This window comes from Capnocytophaga sp. oral taxon 332 str. F0381 (assembly GCF_000318275.2).
Lineage (GTDB): Bacteria > Bacteroidota > Bacteroidia > Flavobacteriales > Flavobacteriaceae > Capnocytophaga > Capnocytophaga bilenii.
Genome location: NZ_KB291274.1, coordinates 13,115 through 26,944, shown reverse-complemented (window position 1 = coordinate 26,944; position 13,830 = coordinate 13,115). Strand labels below are relative to the sequence as shown.

The 13,830-nt window shown below is 37.7% G+C and carries 18 protein-coding genes; 10 read left to right on the top strand and 8 right to left on the bottom strand.

Translation table 11 applies throughout. The features are described 5' to 3' along the window. Nucleotides 1-154 precede the first annotated feature (154 nt). From HMPREF9075_RS03125 to HMPREF9075_RS03080, 10 genes are all read left to right on the top strand, one after another. The gene (locus HMPREF9075_RS03125) at nt 155-376 is read left to right on the top strand and encodes a hypothetical protein (RefSeq protein ID WP_009415038.1); all 222 of its coding nucleotides are present in this window, start codon (nt 155-157) and stop codon (nt 374-376) included. Beyond that, on the top strand, nt 376-675 hold the full coding sequence (locus HMPREF9075_RS03120; RefSeq protein WP_009415037.1) for a Txe/YoeB family addiction module toxin: 300 nt from the start codon (nt 376-378) through the stop codon (nt 673-675). Before HMPREF9075_RS03125 ends, HMPREF9075_RS03120 begins: the two co-directional genes overlap by 1 nt. A 72-nt stretch (nt 676-747) precedes the next feature. Further along, nucleotides 748-1,383, top strand: a complete 636-nt coding sequence (locus HMPREF9075_RS03115; protein WP_009415036.1) for a hypothetical protein — start codon at nt 748-750, stop codon at nt 1,381-1,383. Between the two features lie 132 nt (nt 1,384-1,515). After that, the gene (locus HMPREF9075_RS03110) at nt 1,516-2,544 is read left to right on the top strand and encodes a rod shape-determining protein (protein ID WP_009415034.1); all 1,029 of its coding nucleotides are present in this window, start codon (nt 1,516-1,518) and stop codon (nt 2,542-2,544) included. Nucleotides 2,545-2,631: 87 nt separating this feature from the next. Continuing rightward, nucleotides 2,632-3,468: a rod shape-determining protein MreC gene (mreC, locus tag HMPREF9075_RS03105; RefSeq protein ID WP_009415033.1), complete on the top strand. Its 837-nt coding sequence runs from the start codon at nt 2,632-2,634 to the stop codon at nt 3,466-3,468. After that, nucleotides 3,465-3,971 (top strand): hypothetical protein, encoded by a 507-nt coding sequence (locus tag HMPREF9075_RS03100; protein WP_009415032.1) that lies wholly within the window; start codon nt 3,465-3,467, stop codon nt 3,969-3,971. The genes mreC and HMPREF9075_RS03100 overlap by 4 nt, the downstream gene beginning before the upstream one ends. Beyond that, a complete protein-coding gene (gene mrdA, locus HMPREF9075_RS03095) occupies nt 3,968-5,830 on the top strand; it encodes a penicillin-binding protein 2 (protein ID WP_009415031.1) in 1,863 nt (620 codons plus the stop codon). Before HMPREF9075_RS03100 ends, mrdA begins: the two co-directional genes overlap by 4 nt. A gap of 101 nt (nt 5,831-5,931) precedes the next feature. Next, complete coding sequence (locus HMPREF9075_RS03090) at nt 5,932-6,486, top strand: Maf-like protein (protein ID WP_009415030.1); 555 nt, start codon at nt 5,932-5,934, stop codon at nt 6,484-6,486. A gap of 53 nt (nt 6,487-6,539) precedes the next feature. Further along, nucleotides 6,540-6,962 (top strand): hypothetical protein, encoded by a 423-nt coding sequence (locus HMPREF9075_RS03085; protein WP_009415029.1) that lies wholly within the window; start codon nt 6,540-6,542, stop codon nt 6,960-6,962. Nucleotides 6,963-7,000: 38 nt separating this feature from the next. Next, on the top strand, nt 7,001-8,230 hold the full coding sequence (locus HMPREF9075_RS03080; RefSeq protein ID WP_009415028.1) for a DUF5103 domain-containing protein: 1,230 nt from the start codon (nt 7,001-7,003) through the stop codon (nt 8,228-8,230). Here the strand turns inward: HMPREF9075_RS03080 and HMPREF9075_RS03075 are convergent. The 8 genes from HMPREF9075_RS03075 to HMPREF9075_RS03040 form a co-directional block, all read right to left on the bottom strand. Further along, complete coding sequence (locus HMPREF9075_RS03075) at nt 8,224-9,504, bottom strand: replication-associated recombination protein A (protein ID WP_009415027.1); 1,281 nt, start codon at nt 9,502-9,504, stop codon at nt 8,224-8,226. The genes HMPREF9075_RS03080 and HMPREF9075_RS03075 overlap by 7 nt on opposite strands. Before the next feature lie 79 nt (nt 9,505-9,583). Further along, entirely contained in the window at nt 9,584-10,117 is a 534-nt protein-coding gene (locus tag HMPREF9075_RS03070; RefSeq protein WP_009415026.1) for a hypothetical protein, read from the bottom strand. Nucleotides 10,118-10,424: 307 nt separating this feature from the next. After that, nucleotides 10,425-10,934 carry a gamma carbonic anhydrase family protein gene (locus tag HMPREF9075_RS03065; RefSeq protein WP_009415025.1) on the bottom strand — a complete coding sequence of 170 codons (510 nt, stop codon included), beginning with the start codon at nt 10,932-10,934 and terminating at the stop codon, nt 10,425-10,427. Between the two features lie 92 nt (nt 10,935-11,026). Beyond that, the gene (locus HMPREF9075_RS03060; protein ID WP_034556632.1) at nt 11,027-11,242 is read right to left on the bottom strand and encodes a DUF3820 family protein; all 216 of its coding nucleotides are present in this window, start codon (nt 11,240-11,242) and stop codon (nt 11,027-11,029) included. Between the two features lie 26 nt (nt 11,243-11,268). Next, nucleotides 11,269-11,511 carry a hypothetical protein gene (locus HMPREF9075_RS03055; RefSeq protein ID WP_009415023.1) on the bottom strand — a complete coding sequence of 81 codons (243 nt, stop codon included), beginning with the start codon at nt 11,509-11,511 and terminating at the stop codon, nt 11,269-11,271. A gap of 102 nt (nt 11,512-11,613) precedes the next feature. Next, nucleotides 11,614-12,741, bottom strand: a complete 1,128-nt coding sequence (gene bioB / locus HMPREF9075_RS03050) for a biotin synthase BioB (protein ID WP_009415022.1) — start codon at nt 12,739-12,741, stop codon at nt 11,614-11,616. 13 nt (nt 12,742-12,754) lie between these two features. Further along, nucleotides 12,755-13,432, bottom strand: coding sequence for a (d)CMP kinase (cmk, locus tag HMPREF9075_RS03045; RefSeq protein ID WP_009415021.1), 678 nt, complete (start codon nt 13,430-13,432; stop codon nt 12,755-12,757). Between the two features lie 6 nt (nt 13,433-13,438). After that, complete coding sequence (locus HMPREF9075_RS03040; protein WP_009415020.1) at nt 13,439-13,642, bottom strand: hypothetical protein; 204 nt, start codon at nt 13,640-13,642, stop codon at nt 13,439-13,441. Between the last annotated feature and the right edge of the window lie 188 nt (nt 13,643-13,830).

Genomic DNA, 13,830 nt, shown 5'->3' with positions numbered 1-13,830 from the left:
AATTGAGTGATAGATTGCAAAGATAATTATTTTTCTGTATTTTTGCGCAATCTATTTAAAAGTACGATTGTGGCACGCACATTGTCGTCAAAGTTAAACATATCACACAAAATTGATTTTTAATAACAATAAGCATTCAGAAAAATAAATCATTATGAGCACCATAATATTAGAAAAAGTAGAAATAAAAGAAGCTGATTTTCATCTGTTTGAAGAGCTATTTAAAAAGTTTAAGGTAAAATATCAGGATATTGCAGCTAAAAAAAATAATACAAGAATTTCCAAAGAAACATTTTTTGCAAGAATAGATAAAGCACGCTCCCAAGAGGGAAAAATAATTAGTGATGAAGAAATGGATAAAATGTTGTTAGGATAATGGAAATACAAGAGGAAAAAAACTATATAACAACCTATTCTGAAGAGTATTTAAAAGATATAAAGAAATTTACCAAAGGAGGTAATAAGCAAATACTTTCTAAAATAGCAGATTTTCTAAAAGAACTTAGAAAAACACCTAAAAAAGGCACAGGAAAACCTGAAGCCTTAAAAGGATATGGAGTAAGAGAAGTATGGTCAAGGAGAATTAATGACCAACACCGCTTGGTATATGAAATTTTTGAAGAAAAAAAAGAAATAAAAATTCTTACTGCTTTTGGACATTATGATGATAAATAAAATTAGTTTGCAAACTTGCACTCGTGGGTGGAATTGGCGTTGTTTATATAGTAACAAGAATTGCATAAAACAATGAAAAAAAGAATATTGATTATTTTATTTCTATACATTTCTTCTCCTTTAAAAGCACAAGACTCTATACATTTAATAGATGTATTGCTTAATTTTTGCTCAGAAGCAACCAAAGAAGAGCCTTCAGAAGAAAGAATACTTTATATTTTTCAAAGTATACCCTCTGAAAAGATAAATTTTCTTCCCATAGAAGAGAAAAATAACTTAGCAGGATTCACCAAAGAAAAAATAGTTTATGCTAATTTAAAAGGGGATGAATATGATGGTGAAGCATCACTAATTTTTTATAAAAAAGGAGATAAAAAAGTATATACATTAGATTTATCTATCCATAGTAGGTATGATGTAATAAAAGGGAAAGTCTGTTATGATAAGACTAAATACCTTATTTCCTTTCCTGAATTGACAGAAAAATTAGGAAATGTTTTCTATGATTCTGTTTTTCAAGCTAAAGACACCAAAATGAGTGACTATATTTATCAGAATCCGCAAACACATAAAAAAATGGTGTTTTCCATCAAATCTTATAATCCTCCCGAAGCAACGTACAATATTATATATCGTATTGAAATAAGAGATATTTCTTTCTTTGATGAAGTCTCTTTGAAAAAAGATAAGTTTTATATAAAAGATTGATATTTAAAAATTACCCCTGTGGGTGGAATTGGCGTAGTAATCAAAAAATATTTTTGTGTATATTATTATTTTTTCATAATTTTGCAACCGCTAAACGTATTATAGATATAATAGATAATATAATAAAAAAATATGGGTTTTTTTGACTTCCTTACTGAAGAAATTGCTATTGACTTAGGGACTGCCAATACTTTGATCATTCATAATGATAAAGTGGTAGTAGATAGCCCCTCAATTGTTGCCTTAGATAGAAATACTAAAAAAATTATAGCCGTAGGGCAAGAAGCTCGCATGATGCAGGGTAAAACACACCCTAGCATTAATACCATACGTCCGCTAAAAGACGGGGTTATCGCTGATTTTGATGCTTCTGAGCAGATGATTAGTATGCTCATCAAGAGTATTCCTGCGCTCAAAAAACGATTCTTTTCACCTTCATTGCGTATGGTGGTATGTATCCCTTCGGGTATTACTGAAGTGGAAACTCGTGCTGTAAGAGAATCTTGCGAACGTGTAAATGGTAAAGATATTTACCTTGTGCACGAGCCTATGGCTGCTGCCATTGGTATAGGGCTGGATATTATGCAGCCTAAAGGCAATATGATTATCGATATAGGTGGAGGGACTACCGAAATTGCCGTGATTGCTCTTGGCGGTATCGTATGCGATAAATCTGTGAAAATTGCGGGTGACATCTTCAACTCGGATATAGTGCATTATATGCGTACCCAGCACAACTTGTATGTAGGCGAAAGTACTGCCGAAAATATCAAAATAAGCGTAGGTGCCGCTACCGAAGATTTGGAAGCGCCACCTGAAGATATGATGGTGCAAGGGCGCGACTTGCTTACCGGAAAACCTAAACAAGTGCAAGTGTCTTATCGCGAAATGGTAAAAGCCCTTGATAAATCAATCTTGCGTATTGAAGATGCTATTATGGAAACTCTTTCGCAAACACCTCCTGAATTGGCTGCCGACATCTATAATACAGGTATCTATATGGCTGGTGGAGGGGCTATGCTTCGCGGATTGGACAAGCGTATTTCTCTAAAAACTGACTTGCCCGTGTATGTAGCCGAAGACCCTTTGCGCGCTGTAGTACGCGGTACGGGTATCACCCTCAAAAATATTAGTAAATTTAAAAGTATATTGCTGAAGTAGTCGTTAGTCATTAGGGATTAGTCATTAGTCGTTAGTATATCGTAATCTAACGACTAATGACTAAAAACTAACGGCTAAAACATAACTATGAATCTAATTATACAGTTTTTTATACGCACACGTGATTTTTTTGTGTTTTTAGCGTTGTTTGCAGTGTCTATGGCACTGGTATTTAGCAGCAATTACTATTCACAAAGTGCTTATATCAACTCGGCTAATGTTATTAGTGGTAATCTTTACGCTTTTAGCAATTATTGGTCGAGTTACTTTCATTTGCGTACAGAAAACGAAGCCCTTACTGAAGAAAATAAAGCATTGCGCTCACGCTTGTTACAGCTGGAAAACAAACTTAAAAACTTACCGCTGCCTGATTCACTTTCGGTAGTAGAAACCGATAAAGTAAAGTATAAAATCTTTAAGGCAAATGTGATAAAAAACAGCTATCGCTTGCACAAAAACTACCTCACAATTGATAAGGGAAGTAATGATGGTGTGCGCCAAGATATGGGTGTGCTTTCACCTCGTGGGGTGGTGGGCATCGTAGAGCATACCTCTGGCAGATTTGCTACAGTGCAAAGTGTACTGAATAGCAAATCGGCACTGAATGCAATGATAAAACGCACAGAACATTTTGGTTCATTGCGCTGGAATACCCAGCAGCCTAATGTAGTACAATTATTAGAAGTGCCTAATATAGCACCCATACAAATGGGGGATACTATTGTAACGGGGGGAATGTCGAATATATTTCCAAAAGGTATTCCTATAGGTAAGATAGTACATTACGAACGCAGCAAGTTTGATAACACTTATATAATTGATGTACTGCTATTTACCGATATGACGAACTTGAATTATGTGTATATTATAGAGGATATAGACAGAGAGGCTATCAAAGAATTAGAAAAACAAGACGCACAATGAATCACCCATTAGTAAAGAATACCTTTTTATTTATAGTATTGGTGCTTTTGCAGGTGCTATTGTTCAACAATGTAGCCTATTGGGGGTATGTAAACCCAATGATATACATAGTATTTTTGTTGGTAGCACCTTATCAGGAAAACCGTACTGTGTATTTGCTGTCGGCTTTTTTCTTAGGAATTACGATAGATGTTTTTTCAAATACAGGAGGTTTGCACGCTGCCAGCAGTGTATTGATAGCCTACTTGCGCTCGCCAATACTTCATATAGTGTTTGGCAAGAATTTTGAGTATCAAGATTTGGATTTGCTGGCATATCCGTTTACAAAAGTCTTTAGCTATACAACCTTGATGGTGGTACTGCATCATTTGCTATTCTACTTTTTAGAAGTGTTTAACTTCAATCATTTGTTTATAACAATTGTAAAAATTATAAGTGCTTCAGTATTTACCATCATAGTGTGTTTGCTATACATTTATTTGTTTAGTAAAAGTAAAAAATGAGGAAATACTTATTACCTGCTGTTATTATATTTTCTGCAACAGTAATATTGTTGCGGCTCTTCTTCTTGCAGGTTGTTTTTTACAATGAAGCTACTTCAGGTATAGATAATATTGCTATAGAAACAGTGTATGATTACCCCGAAAGGGGCTATATTTACGACCGTAATGGTGAGCTGTTGGTATCTAATCAGCCTGCCTATGACGTAATGGTAATTCCAAGTGAGGTAAAAGGGCTTGATACACTCGAGTTGTGCTCTCTATTAGAACTTGGCAAAACAGAATTTGCAGATCGCTTGCAAAAAGCAAAAGATTATTCACGCAAAAAACCTTCAGTAATAGTACATCAGCTTTCTAATAACGATTATGCTAAATTGCAAGAAAAGTTGCGTAAGTTTAATGGATTTTACATTCAGAAACGTATGTTGCGCAGCTATCGCACTCATAATGCAGGAAATGTGTTGGGCTACATCAGTGAGGTGAATGAGTGGGAATTAAAGAAAAATCCTTATTATTTGGCGGGTGAGCTGATAGGGCGCAGTGGGGTAGAAAAACAGTACGAAGAGTTTTTGCGAGGCAAAAAAGGAGTGCAGTACTTTCAAAAAGATAAGCATAACGCGGCTATAGAACGTTATAAGAATGGTGCTTTGGATACCTTGCCGCAAATGGGCAAACCTTTGCAACTGACAATTGATATAGGATTACAAGCTTATGGCGAACTGCTGATGAACCACAAACACGGAGGTATCGTGGCAATAGAGCCTAAAACGGGCGAGATTTTAGCTTTGGTATCGGCACCTACCTTTGATCCTGCTTTATTGGTAGGGCGCGAACGTTCTAAAAACTATACAGATTTATTCAACGACTCTATAGGTAAACCTCTTTACGACCGTACCCTCTTGGCAGAATATCCACCTGGTTCGCCTTTCAAGGTAGTCAATGCTCTGATAGGGCTACAAGAAAAAGTTATTACTCCCCAAAGTGTGTTTAGCTGCGGTGGGGGGTATCGCTATGGGGGTCATATTATGCGCTGCCACTGTGGGCGCGGTGCCAATGACCTATTGCACGGTATTGCCCTGTCGTGCAACGCTTATTTTGCCAATACTTACAAACGGGCAATAGATATGCGCACAAGTTCGCAAGTGGGTATGGATCAGTGGAATAAACACGTGCGCAGCTTTGGTTTGGGCGGTTTCTTGGGGAGTGATTTGCCTACAGGTAGACCTGGCAAAGTGCCTAATACAGCTTTGTACGACAAACAATATGGCGTAGGGCGATGGAATGGTACTTCCAACATTTCTAACGCTATTGGGCAAGGCGAAATACTTACTACCCCCTTGCAGCTTGCTAACGTAATGGCTGCTATAGCTAATAAGGGCTACTTCTTTACGCCTCATATTGTAAAGCAAATTGATAATAAAATAACACCTTTTCAGGAATACACAGTCGCTAAGCACACTACAATAGAGTCTCAGTATTTTGACCCTATTATTAAGGGTATGAATATGGCATATTTGCAAGGTACTGCAAGGCGTACTCAGATAGATGGCATAAATATTGCCGCCAAAACAGGAACTGCCGAGAACTTTATCAGGGTGAATGGCAGGCGTATGCAGCTTACCGACCACTCTATATTTGTGGCTTTTGCCCCCGTAGAAGACCCTAAAATAGCCATCGCAGTATTTGTAGAAAATGGTTATTACGGGGCGCGTGTAGCAGGTCCTATAGCTTCGCTAATGATAGAAAAATATCTGAAAGGGGAGGTGTATAGGTGTGATTTTGAACGACAAATGATTGAGAAAAGCTTAGAACACGAATATTTGAAGCCTTATAGTGGTCAGCGGTTTAGTATCAATCAGTAAAAAGAATAACTATGGAAATTACACAACTACAACAATTAGACCTTATAAGTGGCATTTATTCGTATGCTGACTACTTGCTTTGATAACCTATTAAAATAATAATGAAAAAGATACTCCTTGCCTCAGGCTCACCGCGCCGTCAGCAGTTCCTGAAAGAATTGGATATTCCCTATGAGGTGGTACTCAAACCTGTAGAAGAAACTTATCCCACACACTTGCAGCGGGAACAAATTACAGATTATTTGGCTCAGCTAAAAGCTACACCCTTTGCAGGAAATATTCCTGTAGATTGTGTGCTCCTAACTTCCGACACTATCGTCTGGCACGAGGGCAAAGCTCTTGGTAAGCCCAAAGATGCTGCCGATGCCTTTCCGATGTTGCGTTCGCTTTCTGGTAAGACTCACGAGGTGATTACCTCGGTGTGTTTTACTACCAATGATGCTCAAGGTACGCATCACTGCGTTACAAAAGTAACTTTTAGAGAGCTTACCGATAAGGAAATAACGCACTATATTGAAAAATATAAGCCTTTTGACAAAGCAGGCGCTTACGGCATACAGGAATGGATAGGACATATAGGGGTAACCTCTATTGAGGGCTCTTATAACAACGTAATGGGACTGCCTACGCACCTGATTTGCCAATTTGTAAATTAGCAAATTCGTAAATTAGTAAATAGAAAAACAGATTTAGCTGCCTTGTATTACAAATGAAGAAAAATCACTATCATATAAAGAGAATTGTTTTTCTATTTATAGTAGTATTTATATTTGGCTACAAAGGGTATGCACAGCATTCAAAAGGGAAAGATGAGATTCTTTCTTATATTCCTAATGAAGACAAGGAAGAAGTAGATTTTGGTTGGAAAGTACCCACTAAAAAGGCTATAATAGCACTTTTAAAAAGACTTCCCGAAATATCTACACAAGAATGGAATATGTGTTATGGTACTTTTCAATCGAATGTAAAAGGATATTTGCGATATAAAAATCATATTTATAAATATGAGGTAAATGCAGGAGGTTGGGTATATTTATCATCAAAAGAAAAGACGAAAATTTTGGGTAGTAAGGATAAAAAAGATACTATAAGTAATTTTATATCTGTCTATTATTGTGATGAAATGAAGTAAAACTCTTTAGGTGCTTTTCAAATAACAAATTAAACATTATGAAAAAACTTATCTTTTTATTCCTATTTCCATTAGTCTTGCAAGCACAAGCATTGGTAGAGAAAACTCCCCCTGAGTATATCAAGACAATTATCTTCAAAGCTGATGCTAATGATAAGAATCAATTCCCTATTGTGCGCCGTAATGAGTTGTTTAGCCTGCAATTTGACGATATTATAGGCAACGAAGAAACTTATTACTACCAGCTTACGCATTGCAACGTCGATTGGACTCCTTCACAATTGCTAAAAAGTGAGTACCTAAAAGGTATTGATGGGCAGCCCATTCAGCCTGAAGCCAATTCATACGGCACATTACAAACTTATTCGCATTATAGGGTTACTTTTCCGAACGAACTTACCCAACCTACACTTTCGGGCAACTATATGCTTTCTATTACCGATAGTTATGGAACGGAGCTTTTTTCACGGCGTTTTATCCTCTATACGCCTTTGGTAGCCGTACCCACTGAAGTGAAACGAGCACGGGATATGAAGTATTACGATACCAGTCAAGTAGTGCAATTTAGTATTCAGCAGCGCGATTTGAGGTTAGAAAATCCGCAAGAGGCTGTAAAGGTAGCTATATTGCAGAACTTCCGCTGGGATAGAGCTATTACGGGCGTAAAACCTCAGTATGTGATAGGTAATGATTTGGTGTATAAATACGACCGCGAAACCTCTTTTGAGGGAGGTAATGAATATTATTATTTTGATAGTAAAGATTTGCAGGTTGCTGCACAAGGGGTAGTTCGGCTACAACGCAGCAAGTTGATAAATAGCTTCCTAACAGTCAATACGCCTCGCGCAAACCATCTCTACACGTATTATCCCGATATTAATGGTGATTTTCTCATAAAAACTCTCCACGGTGCCAATTACGCTACAGAAGCAGATTATACGTGGGTGCATTTTGCCTTACAAGGCACTTCGGAGTTGTGGAATAAAGAAGTGTATGTATATGGTAAATTCTCCAATTATGAACTCCTAAACGACTATAAACTTACCTATGACCCCGATGACGGACTTTTCAAAGGGAAGGTTTTGCTAAAACAAGGTTTTTATAATTATAAATTTGCTACCAAACAAGGCAACAAAGTTGATTATGACGAAATAGGCGGTAATTTCTACCAAACAGAGAATACCTATTTAGTAATAGTGTATTACAGGCAACCGGGCAACTTATATGATGAGGTTATAGGTATAGGAGCTGCCTCTGTAGCTCAATAATGATACCTATTACCCCATAATTTCTTCAGATATTCCCGCAGTGCCTGCTCACGGGGGTTGTTCCCTGGGTGATAAAAAACCTCTCCTTGTAAATCATCGGGAAGGTAATCTTGAAAAGCAAAGTTTTGGTCGTAATCGTGAGCGTATAGGTAGTCTTTGCCATAGCCCAATTCTTTCATCAGCTTAGTAGGAGCGTTGCGCAAATGAATAGGCACAGGCAAATCTCCGGTTTGTTTCACTACCTGCTGTGCCTTGCCAATCGCCTTGTATGAGGCATTGCTCTTAGGCGATGACGCCAAATAAATAGCACATTGGCTCAAGATGATACGAGCTTCAGGATAACCTATCGTAGTTACTGCCTGAAAAGTGTTGTTAGCCAATATCATTGCTGTGGGGTTCGCATTCCCAATATCTTCGGAAGCTAGTATAAGCATACGCCGTGCAATAAACTTCACATCTTCACCGCCCTCAATCATTCGGGCAAGCCAATACACCGCCCCATTGGGGTCGCTACCCCTAATAGATTTTATAAATGCTGAAATGATATCGTAATGCTGTTCCCCCGTTTTATCGTAAAGCACTGTGTTTTTTTGAACCAAATGTAGCACACTATCATTGGTAATCACTACAGGTTCTCCTATGGGGATAGCATTCACAATAAGTTCAAAAGTATTCAGCAGTTTGCGCCCATCGCCCCCCGATAGCCGTAAAAGAGCCTCTGTTTCTTTTAGTACAATTTCTCTTTTTTTCAGCAGCTCGTCATTGGCAATGGCGTTGTGCAATAGCAGTTCCAAGTCTTTACGTTCAAAGGCATTGAGTACATACACTTGGCAGCGCGATAATAGTGCCGGTATCACCTCAAAGCTTGGGTTTTCAGTAGTAGCACCTATCAGCGTAATCCAACCCTTCTCTACCGCCTGCAACAGCGAGTCTTGCTGGGTTTTATTAAAGCGGTGTATCTCGTCTATAAACACAATGGCATTTTGGTGAGTAAACAACCCACCTCCTTGTTTGCTTTGGTCTATCACCTCGCGCACCTCTTTAATGCCCGAGCTAATGGCACTCAAGGTAAAAAAACGCCTATTGCTTTGCTGGGCAATAATATTGGCAAGCGTAGTTTTACCTGTACCAGGAGGTCCCCAGAAAATAAGTGAAGGTAAAAAACCACTCTCTATCTGCTGTCGCAAAGCCCCTTGTGCGCCTACCAAATGCTCTTGCCCCACATATTGCGCAAGCGTTGTAGGGCGCATACGTTCTGCTAACGGAATAAACATCTTTATAGTCTCACTTTATAAACTTACAAAAAAAACCGCTTTTTAGCGGTTCTTTTATAGTTCTGTATTTTGTAATTTCTTAAAACTTATAAGCTATTTTGATACCCAAATTAGGCTCTACTGCCCAAAACTTAGAATCTCCATTTACCTCTTTACCAAAGTTACGCGCAATATTAGCATAAGGAGCTATCACAAAAGTATCGTTGTAGTTAAATTGATAACCAGCACCCAAGCCCACTATAAACGAGTTCATATTCACCTTAGTAACTTCATCAGCATAGGTAAATTTACCAAAACGGGTTTTTATAAACGGATTGATGTAAGGGCCTGAATTACCATCAAGGTCAAAATAGTAGTTATATCCCAGCTTGAAGCTAGTACAGTTATATTTTTCACCACTTTTCTTAAAAAAGAAAGAATATTGGTCGTTTATGAACAATTCACCTTCTATTGATTGGTTGAATGCAACATAGTGCTCATACCCCAATTCTATTGATGAGAGCCAAATTACATTCAAAATGTTCAAATTCACTTGATGTTTAGGATAATCATCTTGTGCAAAGGTTTTTGCTGAAAAAACCAATAATATTACAGCTAAAACAATTTTTTTCATTCTATTATAAGTTTAAATTTACCGCAAAGGTATAAAATAAATCATTACTACCAAATTTAATTGTCAATTTTAACATAAATATAATAATAAAAGTCCGCTCTTATAGAAACGGACTTCACTATTTAAAACTAACTAAATTCACTTATGAAGCGTAATAATAACTTAAAAAAACACTAAAAAAAATACCTCCACAGTGAATACAAACGAAATATAAAAACACTGCTAAATATATTTCATTATACTAACAACACGGCAAAGATATATATTATTTTGAATATATACAAATAAAGTATAGAATAATTTTAAATTATTTTTCTATCCAAGAGGCATATTTCACGTAATTAGTTGAAGTTCTTGCTATTAACGCTCTTTGTTCCTCAGTAATATTTTTAATCTTTTTAGCAGGAACGCCTGCGTATAGGCTACCTTTTTCTATATGTGTATTCGGAGGCACTACCGCACCCGCTGCCACGATGCTATCACTTTCCACCACACAGCCGTCCATTACAATGCTGCCCATACCTATTAGCACATTATCTTCAATAGTACAACCGTGTACGATAGCATTATGTCCTATCGATACATTATTACCTATTGTAGTAGCGTGTGTTTGGTAAGTAGCGTGAATTACCACCCCATCTTGTATATTAGTATAATTACCAATCCTGATGCTATTCACATCACCACGAATAACCGCATTATACCATACAGTACAATGGTCGCCAAGCACTACATCTCCTGTAAGCGTAGCATTTTCTGCAAAAAAACAACCCTCACCATAGGTAGGCTGCTTCCCATTTACTTTTTTTACTAACACCTTATTAAATTTTGATTTGTGAATTATGATTTCTAATGTTAGTCATTTTAGTCACTATATTGCAATAGCTACTAATGATAAATGACTAACGCCTAAATACTATGTTTCAGTTTATCAATAATTTCTTGCAGTCCGTTTGTTTTTATCTCGAAGGTAGTAGCCAATAGCATTCCCAATTTCCCTTTAGGAAAGCCCTGAGAGCTAAACCATTCAAGGTAAGACACCGGCAAATCAGCAATCATAGTGCCCTCATATTTACCAAAAGGCATTGGGGTTGTAATAATTTCTTTAAGTATTTCGGGGTTCATAAAATCATCTACATTTTCCAATGTTATTATTTACTCCTATACACTTCTTTTTCTTTTCTGTATTTTTCTACTCTTTCAAAAAAAACATCTATAGGTTCTGTATCACTAGGGTGTTCTCGTGCCTCTTTAGCAGCACGAATATCTTCCATTTCCTCATACATTTCCACTAAACTCAATAACTCTCGGTATTCCTCAGCAGGAATTAATGCGAATGAATCACCCTCGTTATTAGTTAAAAACTGCGGAGTTTGAAAATTAATAGTATACATTTTTTATCATTAGTTAATTATAATAGTACAATTGCACTACATCTCCCCTCACTATCTCCATTATCTTTATCCCCAAAGCCTAAGTTGAAAAAACCTTCAGTCTTATTTCCCTACTTTCACTCGTTTCTTCTCCTCATTGCGTTCTATTTTATGAGTAGGACGCGTCCATTTAGGATTTTCACCTAATGAGTGGTATTGCGAATCAGCAGCTTCTACGGTAGTAGGTTGTGGATGTGTTTCAAATGGTTTCTGAATACGTATCCCCAGCTCGTTAAGCATACGCATATCCTCATTAATATCAGGATTAGGAGTGGTAAGCAGCTTGTCGCCCGCAAAAATAGAGTTAGCCCCTGCAAAAAAGCACAAAGCCTGTCCCTCTTGGCTCATTTGAGTACGTCCTGCCGATAGGCGCACTTGCGAACGAGGCATTACAATACGCGCCGTAGCCACCATACGCACCATTTCCCATATAGCCACAGGCTCAGCATCTTCTAAGGGAGTACCCTCCACAGGCACCAAAGCATTGATAGGCACCGATTCAGGTTGCGGATTTAGCGTAGAAAGAGCCACCAGCATATTAGCGCGGTCTTCAAGAGCCTCACCCATACCTATAATACCACCACTACACACCGTAATATTCGTTTTGCGTACATTCTCTATCGTCTGCAACCTATCCTGATAACTACGAGTAGAAATAATTTCTTTATAATAATCTTCCGAAGTATCAAGATTGTGGTTATAGGCATACAAGCCCGCTTCAGCCAAACGTTGAGCCTGATTTTCAGTAATCATACCCAAGGTACAACACACCTCCATATCCAGTTTGTTGATAGTGCGTACCATCTCCAAAACTTGTTCAAATTCAGGACCATCTTTCACATTACGCCACGCAGCACCCATACACACACGCGATGCCCCTGCCGATTTAGCGCGCAGCGTCTGTGCTTTCACCTGCGAAACGCTCATCATATCAGCATTTTCTATCTTCACTTCAGTTTCATAACGAGCCGATTGCGGGCAGTAAGCACAGTCTTCAGAACAGCCTCCTGTTTTTATAGATAACAAACTCGATACCTGTACCGAGTTTGGGTCGTGATATTTTCTGTGCACTGTCGCTGCTTCGTATAGCAGTTCCATTAGGGGTTTGTTATAAATAGCAATAATTTCTTCCGTTGTCCAATTATGGCGAGTGCCATCGTTATTACTACATTGGCAATTGTGATCACACATATCTCTTCTATTATTAGTCTTTTAATATTGATAATATTTTATCTACTTGTTCCTCTATTGTTAAGTGAGTGTTGTCTATAGTAATGGCATCATCAGCCTTGCGCAATGGCGATTCTTTACGAGTAGTATCCACGTGGTCGCGGTGTTTGATGTTTGCCAAAACCTCTTCAAAAGATACTTTTTCACCTTTCGCTTGCAATTCTTTAAAGCGGCGCTGTGCGCGTACTTCTTCCGAAGCAGTCATAAATATCTTTAGTTCGGCTTCAGGAAATACAACAGTTCCTATATCGCGCCCGTCCATTACTACGCCTTTTTCTTCGCCCATTTTGCGTTGTAAGTTCACCAAAAAAGTCCGCACTTCAGGTTGTTTAGCAATTTCGCTCACCCAGTTTGCCACATCTATACTGCGGATATTATCCTCAATATTTTTACCGTCCAAGTAAAGTTCCGAGAAACCCAAAGCTGGGTTATATACAAAATTGAATTTGCTGTGTCGCAAAGCCTTCATCAGAGGTTTTATTTCTACTCCTTGAGTAGAAACAAGTCCCTTTTCCAGCGCCAAGTAAGTAACGCCGCGATACATAGCCCCTGTATCAATATACACATAGCCTAAAGCTTTGGCTACCGCTTTGGCAGTAGTACTTTTTCCTGTTGATGAATAGCCATCAACTGCTATAATGATTTTTTTCATTATTTTTTAGTTTTTAGTTGTTATAGTATCGTTCTTAGTTGTCGTATCGGTAAGCTCTGTATTGCTACGCATTTTGTGCGATAGGTATCTACCCATATAATTTGCCAATAAGCCAAATACAATAACCGCAAATATGATGATACTCCAGCCTATCACTTTCTGTATCCGCTTATTGCGTCCCATTATTTCTTTTTTTATAGGAGAATCCATAAATCACAAAAGTAATATTCACATTGCAAAGGTACGAAATAATTTTTAATGTTTAGTGTTTAATGATTAATTTTTAGTCCTTAGCACCATTTGTCCTAATTCAAAATTCAAAATTTCTACGTTGATAAATTAGCGTTTCTTATTCACATTGTAGGAAGCTGTCCAAAAAGTCTTTAAAAGTACTACTT

Excerpts from the sequence above, each read along its gene's own strand:
- HMPREF9075_RS03125 (WP_009415038.1), top strand. The coding sequence starts at position 155 with ATGAGCACCATAATATTAGAAAAAGTAGAAATAAAAGAAGCTGATTTT.
- cmk (WP_009415021.1), bottom strand. The coding sequence starts at position 13,432 with ATGAAAAAAATCATTATAGCAGTTGATGGCTATTCATCAACAGGAAAA.
- HMPREF9075_RS03120 (WP_009415037.1), top strand. The coding sequence starts at position 376 with ATGGAAATACAAGAGGAAAAAAACTATATAACAACCTATTCTGAAGAG.
- HMPREF9075_RS03080 (WP_009415028.1), top strand. The coding sequence starts at position 7,001 with ATGAAAAAACTTATCTTTTTATTCCTATTTCCATTAGTCTTGCAAGCA.
- HMPREF9075_RS03060 (WP_034556632.1), bottom strand. The coding sequence starts at position 11,242 with ATGAACCCCGAAATACTTAAAGAAATTATTACAACCCCAATGCCTTTT.
- HMPREF9075_RS03100 (WP_009415032.1), top strand. The coding sequence starts at position 3,465 with ATGAATCACCCATTAGTAAAGAATACCTTTTTATTTATAGTATTGGTG.
- HMPREF9075_RS03075 (WP_009415027.1), bottom strand. The coding sequence starts at position 9,504 with ATGTTTATTCCGTTAGCAGAACGTATGCGCCCTACAACGCTTGCGCAA.
- HMPREF9075_RS03040 (WP_009415020.1), bottom strand. The coding sequence starts at position 13,642 with ATGGATTCTCCTATAAAAAAAGAAATAATGGGACGCAATAAGCGGATA.
- HMPREF9075_RS03070 (WP_009415026.1), bottom strand. The coding sequence starts at position 10,117 with ATGAAAAAAATTGTTTTAGCTGTAATATTATTGGTTTTTTCAGCAAAA.
- mrdA (WP_009415031.1), top strand. The coding sequence starts at position 3,968 with ATGAGGAAATACTTATTACCTGCTGTTATTATATTTTCTGCAACAGTA.
- mreC (WP_009415033.1), top strand. The coding sequence starts at position 2,632 with ATGAATCTAATTATACAGTTTTTTATACGCACACGTGATTTTTTTGTG.
- HMPREF9075_RS03115 (WP_009415036.1), top strand. The coding sequence starts at position 748 with ATGAAAAAAAGAATATTGATTATTTTATTTCTATACATTTCTTCTCCT.
- HMPREF9075_RS03055 (WP_009415023.1), bottom strand. The coding sequence starts at position 11,511 with ATGTATACTATTAATTTTCAAACTCCGCAGTTTTTAACTAATAACGAG.
- HMPREF9075_RS03110 (WP_009415034.1), top strand. The coding sequence starts at position 1,516 with ATGGGTTTTTTTGACTTCCTTACTGAAGAAATTGCTATTGACTTAGGG.
- HMPREF9075_RS03090 (WP_009415030.1), top strand. The coding sequence starts at position 5,932 with ATGAAAAAGATACTCCTTGCCTCAGGCTCACCGCGCCGTCAGCAGTTC.
- HMPREF9075_RS03085 (WP_009415029.1), top strand. The coding sequence starts at position 6,540 with ATGAAGAAAAATCACTATCATATAAAGAGAATTGTTTTTCTATTTATA.
- bioB (WP_009415022.1), bottom strand. The coding sequence starts at position 12,741 with ATGTGTGATCACAATTGCCAATGTAGTAATAACGATGGCACTCGCCAT.